Below are 6,063 nucleotides of genomic sequence, written 5' to 3'. Positions count from 1 at the left end.
GGTCGGCGGAAACCGGGCAACCTTGATGGCGGACTCCAACGCCGCGAACGACGCCATGGTCGCGGACATCGACGCCGCAACCGATCACGTCCAACTGAACTTCTATATCTGGCTGCCCGACAACAACGGGCTGTCGATGGTCGCGGCCTTGGAGCGTGCGGCTCAGCGCGGCGTCACCTGTCGAGCCATGGCGGACGATCTGGGCTCGCGCCGGCTGATCCGTTCGATTCATTGGAAACGGATGGCCGACGCGGGCGTGCGCCTGGCGCGCGCACTGCCGATCGGCAACCCGCTGCTGCGCCCGCTCGGGGGCCGCATCGACCTGCGCAACCATCGCAAGATCCTGGTGATCGACGACCGCGTCACCTATTGCGGCAGCCAGAACTGTGCCGATCCCGAGTTCCGGATCAAGGCCAAGTATGCCCCCTGGGTCGACGCCATGATGCGCTTCGAGGGACCGATCGCACGCCAGAATCAGATCCTGTTCGCGAGCGACTGGCTGGCGCACGTGGACGACGGGATCGATGCGCTGCTGCGCCGTCCCGTGCAGGCGGCGCGCGAGGGCTTCGCGGCACAGGTGATCGGGACCGGACCGACGGTGCGCGCCTCGGCGATGCCCGAGCTGTTCGCGTCCTTGATCTACAGCGCACGCGAGGAGCTGGTGATCTCTACACCTTACTATGTCCCCGATGAAGCCATGCAGAGCGCGCTCTGCGGGGCGGCCTATCGGGGCGTGAAGACGAGCATCGTCTTTCCGGCCCGCAACGATTCGTTCGTCGTGGGTGCGACCAGCCGGAGCTATTACGCCGATCTCCTCGCCGCCGGGGTGCGGATCTACGAGTTCGAAGGCGGGCTCCTGCACACCAAGTCATTGACGCTGGACGGGGCGGTGACCCTGATCGGATCGGCCAACATGGATCGGCGCAGCTTCGAGCTCAACTTCGAGAATAATATCCTCGTCTATGATCCGGCGCTCACGGCGACCATGCGCGAGCGCCAGGACAGCTATATCGCCCGATCCCGCCCCGTCGACGCCGAGACGGTCGCGGCCTGGGGACCGGGACGGCGGCTCCTGAACAACAGCATCGCCATGCTGGGGCCGATCCTCTGAGCTCAGCTCGGACCGAACAGGAGCCAGAGGATCAGGCCCACGACCGGCAGCAAGAGGACCAAAAGGATCCACAACACCTTCGAGCCGGTGCCGGCCGAGCTGCCGACGATCTTGACGATCGCATAGATCGTCAAAGCCAGATGAATCAAACCGAGAATGCCTGTGACTTCGACCTGCATCGCTGATCTCTCCGTGAGGGTGCGGGGTGGAAATGCGGATTGATGGTGCAGACTCTCCGCGGGGAGCCCGCCTCGATGATATACCGAGCACGGGCGTCAGAGTGCGCCAGGCATCGCCATGAGGACCGAGGGCCTCGTCAGATCGTACTGTCGCGCTTTATCCAAACCTTTCGACGAGGAAATTCTCCAGTGTCCAGCCTCCCGGAACGCCGCGAGCAGATCCGCCTGGTCCATGCGACCTTCATCCGCCAGGTCGTCGCCTTGACCCAACGCCCGGAGGGTCGGGTCGAGCTCGATGCCCTGCTTACAGGGGCCGAGCAACAGGGTTGGAGTACGCTTGTCGCCGTCTTGCGACGCGTCGCCACGGGGGAGCGCTCGCCCGCGCTCCTGAGCGGTCTCGACGAAGAGGACGGGGTCATCGCGGAATCCGTCCTGCGCGGGCTCCAAGACCCCGCCAGTCTCCCGGATCCAAGCAAGGCACAGGATCCGACAGTCGCCGCACCGGGTCTCGCACACATGATCCATGCAGCGCGCAGCGACCCCCAAGCGCTGGTGCTGATCGGCAACATGGCCGATCAGATGAGCAAGGTCGGGGGCAGTCTAGCCCGGCTGGCCGGTGTCGTTCGCCCTCTGATCAACGGGGAGCGCAACCCGGACCAACTCTGTCGCGGGATGGATACGCAGACACGACAACTGGTGTTGGAGATCCTCGGCGAGCTGGGCAAACTGGAGTCACATTGAGCCGGGATAACCCGATCAACGTCCGGCCGGACCCTCCCCTTCCGCGTCATGGGGTTGCGTTGGACCGTCCTCTTCGAGCCTGACCCGCAAGGGTCCGCGCGTGTCCAGGTGCAGATCGCGCTGCGGGTAAGCGATGGCGATGCCCGCGTCTCTGAACTTGCGGTTGATCGCCATGTTGAGCTCCGAGGTGATGGCGACCCGATTCTCGATATCCTCGATATAGGCCCGCAGCGACAGGGTCAGTGCGTTGTCGCCGAACCCTTCGAGGTTCATCGCAGGTTTGGGGTTGGCGAGCACGCGCGGGTTCTCCTGAGCCGCCTCCAGCATCAGGGCATGGGCCAGATCCACATCGGTATCGTAGGCCACCCCGACGAGGATCATGATCCTCGTCACCGGGTCGGACAGGGACCAGTTGAGCAGCCGGCCGGTGATCAGCTCCTTGTTCGGGACCAGCAGCTCTTTGCGATCGTAACCGCGGATCGTCGTGGCGCGGATGCGGATCTTGGTGACCACGCCGTCGGTCCCGTCCACCGTGATGACGTCGCCCACCCGCACCGGGCGCTCGAAGAGGATGATCAGACCGCTGACGAAGTTCGCGACGATCTCCTGCAAGCCGAATCCGATACCCAGCCCTACGGCCGCCACCAGCCACTGGAGCTGGGACCACTGAGCGCCCGCGGCGTCGAGCGCCAGCACGATTCCCAGGGCGACGACGAGGTAGTTCGTCAGGGTCGTGACCGTGTAGCGGCTGCTCGATGTCATGTGCAGACGCTCGCTCAGGATGATCTCGAGCATCGCGGGCAACCGCTTGGCGAGCGCACCGATCGCGACCAGATACACCAGGGCGAGCCCGAGATCGGCCAGGGTGACGGGCAACGCGGTCTCCTCCCCGTCCAGGATCCCGGTGGTGTGCCAAAGGGTTACCTCGTCGAGGATACCCAGTGCCGGAAAGACCGGCGACCAGATGGCATAGAGACCGACCAGGGCGAGCGCGACGACCGCCATCCCCAGAAGCTCTCGGCCCGCCGCGCTCACCGCCGCGAGATCGACATGAGCATAGTCCGACGGCGCGGCGAGGAGCTCCGCCCCGGCCAATGCATCGCGCTCCGCCACGGCGGCCTGACGGCGCTCGCGCGCGACTCGGCTGGCCAAGCGGGCTTGCGCACGCATCAGCCAGCTCGACGTCAGCGCATGCAGCAACAGCAAGACGACGCTCAATCCAAGTGTGAGCAGATAGGCATCCCAGAGGACAAGCGCCGAATAGGCGTAACCTTCCGAGAAGAGAACCAGGATCACCAGAGGAACGGCCACCAGCACCGGGTACCAGAGCGGGTAGGCACGGGACACCAGCCGGGCGCTCTGACCTTGCCGCGACGCCGTCATGAGCCCCTTGCCGGGGTAAAACACTCGGAAGAAGAACAGAGCGATCGCCGCGCCGGAGATCAGTGCAGTGAGCCGGCCGATCGGTCCGAGAGGGGCATGCGGGTTCACACTGATCGCCTTGCCGAGGATCAGCATCGCCGGAATCAGGACCCAGATCAGCCAGCCGATCTCCGACCTCAGCCGTCTTGCACCGGCTTGCGGCCATCTGAAATGCCCGATCGCGATCCCGCGGGGCAGACAGATCCCGCGCAGCAACAGCAGGACATAGAGCACGACCGCGATCCGGACCAGTTGAACCCCGGCCTTGTCGGACAACTCGGTCCCCTGTGCGGCAGTCTGAAGCGCCCAGCCGGTCGCGCCGAAGAGCAGGGGCAGGGGCGCCGCGAGCATCAGGGTGAGCATCAGAGCACGCAGCGTCTGTCCTAGGCTCCCGAGACTCGGATACTCCGTTCGAGCCGAGGCACGCTCGATCGCCGCGATCAGGGCACGGCGCTTCCAGAGCAGAATGCCCGAGAACAGCAGGGCGAACCAGTAAGGCGAGGACGTCGCGAGCTGTCCTCGGAGGCTGCGCGCATACTCCGACCAGACGGAGTGCGAGAACAGCCGCGCGATCTCGGGTTGCAGATTGGCGAGGTCCGCCGGGCGAGTCTTGCCCCCCGTGCCGACCCAGAAGAGGTGCTCCCTGAGGAAGTAGTCGTAGTCACGCGCGACATCGAGCATCCGACTCTCGGCGGTCCTGAGACTCCGGAGCGCATCGAGCTGCACGCCCTCGGCCTCCAGTTGCTTGTCGAGCAGAACCTGGCGGGCCACGATCAAGGTGCGCAGTGTGTCGAGATCCTGCGGTCGGGAGTCGGCGGAGAGCTGGGCGGCAAGCTCGGCGAGCGTCCGGTTCGGATCGGCGATGCGGGTCGCCTCGTCGAGGTGCCGCAGCCGGCTGACGTTGACCTCGGCGATCTGCCGGTCGAGCGCGCGCAGCTTGCGGGTATAGACCTCGAAGTCAGGCAGGTCCGCGCGGTGCTCAAGCAAGAGCGGACCGATGCCCTCGGTCAGCCCGCTGACCTCGCGCGCCGCTTTGACGTGCTCGAAATTGGCCTGGATCCGCTCGGCCAACCGCAGCGCCTGCGCCTCGTCCTCGTCATGTTCGTCGAGCCGTGCGGCAATGGACGAGAGGTGCTCCGTGCGCTCGGCGTTCTCCCGCGCGAGCCGGCTCAGCAGCGGATCGCCCCCCTCGGTCAACTCCAGCATCCGCGCTGCGTCGGCCTTCGCCAACGCCGCCTCGCTCTCGCGCTTGTCGTTGAGCAGCGCCTTGAGTGTCTCGACCCGGGTGCGCAGCCGGGCAACGGTGGCGTCCTCTTCGTCGTACCTGGCCGCAAGCAGGTCCAACCGCATCGGTTGACTGATCAGCTCTTGCTCGAGTGCCAGGATCTCGGTGCTCAAGGCGACGTAGCGGGTCTCCAGCGCCCACCACCGGGCCTGCACGAGGGAAGAGCCGGGACCCGAGGCCAGACCCGCGTGCTCGATGCCGAATTCCGCGCTCAAACCGGCGGCGATCCCCTCCTGCTGCTCCTGCGCCGCCGTCAGGCGCTGGCGGATCATGGTCGGGCGGTTCTCGTGGAAGGTGCGCTGGCGCTTGAAATCGGCGCGCCGGGCCTCCGCCGCCGAAAGGTCGGCTTGTGCCTTGCGCAGGCGCAGCGCAATCTCGCTGCGCGACGTCTGGGGACCGACGTCGAGCCCCTGCGCGGGACCGGCGGCACCGAGCTGCTGGATGCGCTCGAGGATGCGCCGCGTCTCCTCCGGTGCCGCCTGCGCAACCTCCTCGAAAGCCGCGGCACGCTCCCTGTTGACATCCGCCTCCTTGAGGTTGTTCAGGGCTTCGCGGTAGCGTGCGACGATCTTGGTCTTGACCTCGGCGTCCAGATCGGTGCTCGTCTCGGTCCGCGCGATCTTTGCTTCCAGACCCTCCGCCGACATCAGCGAGGGGTTCAACGAGCCGAGGCCCGCGTTCTCCGCGCCGAGTGTCGACGACAACAGCGTCAGGCAGAGCCCCAGGACAAGCGTGAAGCCGACAACCGGATGTTTCATGATCGAAGCTTCCGACCTGGTTCGACCCTGCTGATCGCCCTGCACGGACGGGCCGATCGGGCCACGACGACTAATCGATCGTCTCCGGGATATACCCCGGCGCATTGGGACCCATGTTCTTCTCGCCCTCCTCGGCCTCCTCGTAGGGATTGCCGATCGCATAGGGCTCGCCGGCCGCGATCCCAGCGGCGTCCGCCGGATTGTCGATCACGCTGTCTCCGACGAGATCCCCGTCGGCGGCGTTCACGCCTTCGACGATGACCTGGTCGCCGCAGCCGGCAAGGAGCGGAACGGTGAAGGCCAGTGCCGGAGACGAGAACCGGCGATGCTTGGAAAGGGAATCGGCGTGGATCATGGTTGCTCCGTTTCGTTCAGTCGGATGGCGGATAGGGTGTCGGGCGATTTCCGGTAACGAACATCCCAGTTACGCATGCCCGGCAGGGCTGTGGGGGCGAATGAATTCGCCCCCACACGCAGGTAGCGGACGTCACGAGACCTGAGCCTCATGCTTCGGACCCGGATCCCGAGCCTTGACGCCCCCCGTGGACCTTTTCGCGGAACCGCTGG

The 6,063-nt window shown here is 65.9% G+C and carries 5 protein-coding genes; 2 read left to right on the top strand and 3 right to left on the bottom strand.

Annotation, left to right across the window (positions count from 1 at the left end; translation table 11 throughout):
- The coding region (cls, locus tag VLR48_RS05775; protein WP_325290864.1) for a cardiolipin synthase at positions 1 to 1,111 on the top strand (1,111 nt) is incomplete at its 5' end.
- Positions 1,112 to 1,113: 2 nt separating this feature from the next.
- Here cls and VLR48_RS05770 read toward each other — a convergent pair.
- The gene (locus tag VLR48_RS05770) at positions 1,114 to 1,290 is read right to left on the bottom strand and encodes a PLDc N-terminal domain-containing protein (protein WP_325290863.1); all 177 of its coding nucleotides are present in this window, start codon (positions 1,288 to 1,290) and stop codon (positions 1,114 to 1,116) included.
- A 189-nt stretch (positions 1,291 to 1,479) separates the two neighbouring features.
- Between VLR48_RS05770 and VLR48_RS05765 the strand changes: the two genes are divergently transcribed.
- Positions 1,480 to 2,031: a hypothetical protein gene (locus tag VLR48_RS05765; protein WP_414718581.1), complete on the top strand. Its 552-nt coding sequence runs from the start codon at positions 1,480 to 1,482 to the stop codon at positions 2,029 to 2,031.
- Positions 2,032 to 2,046: 15 nt separating this feature from the next.
- On the opposite strand, the gene VLR48_RS05760 is transcribed toward VLR48_RS05765, so the two are convergent.
- Both VLR48_RS05760 and VLR48_RS05755 read right to left on the bottom strand, forming a co-directional pair.
- Positions 2,047 to 5,496 (bottom strand): mechanosensitive ion channel domain-containing protein, encoded by a 3,450-nt coding sequence (locus VLR48_RS05760; protein ID WP_325290862.1) that lies wholly within the window; start codon positions 5,494 to 5,496, stop codon positions 2,047 to 2,049.
- Positions 5,497 to 5,566: 70 nt separating this feature from the next.
- On the bottom strand, positions 5,567 to 5,851 hold the full coding sequence (locus tag VLR48_RS05755; RefSeq protein WP_325290861.1) for a hypothetical protein: 285 nt from the start codon (positions 5,849 to 5,851) through the stop codon (positions 5,567 to 5,569).
- Positions 5,852 to 6,063 lie beyond the last annotated feature (212 nt).

Origin of the sequence: Thiocapsa sp., assembly GCF_035467215.1 — a bacterium.
GTDB lineage: Bacteria > Pseudomonadota > Gammaproteobacteria > Chromatiales > Chromatiaceae > Thiocapsa.
The sequence above is the reverse complement of the archived record's forward strand: the minus strand, read 5'-3'. Positions and strand labels throughout refer to the sequence as shown.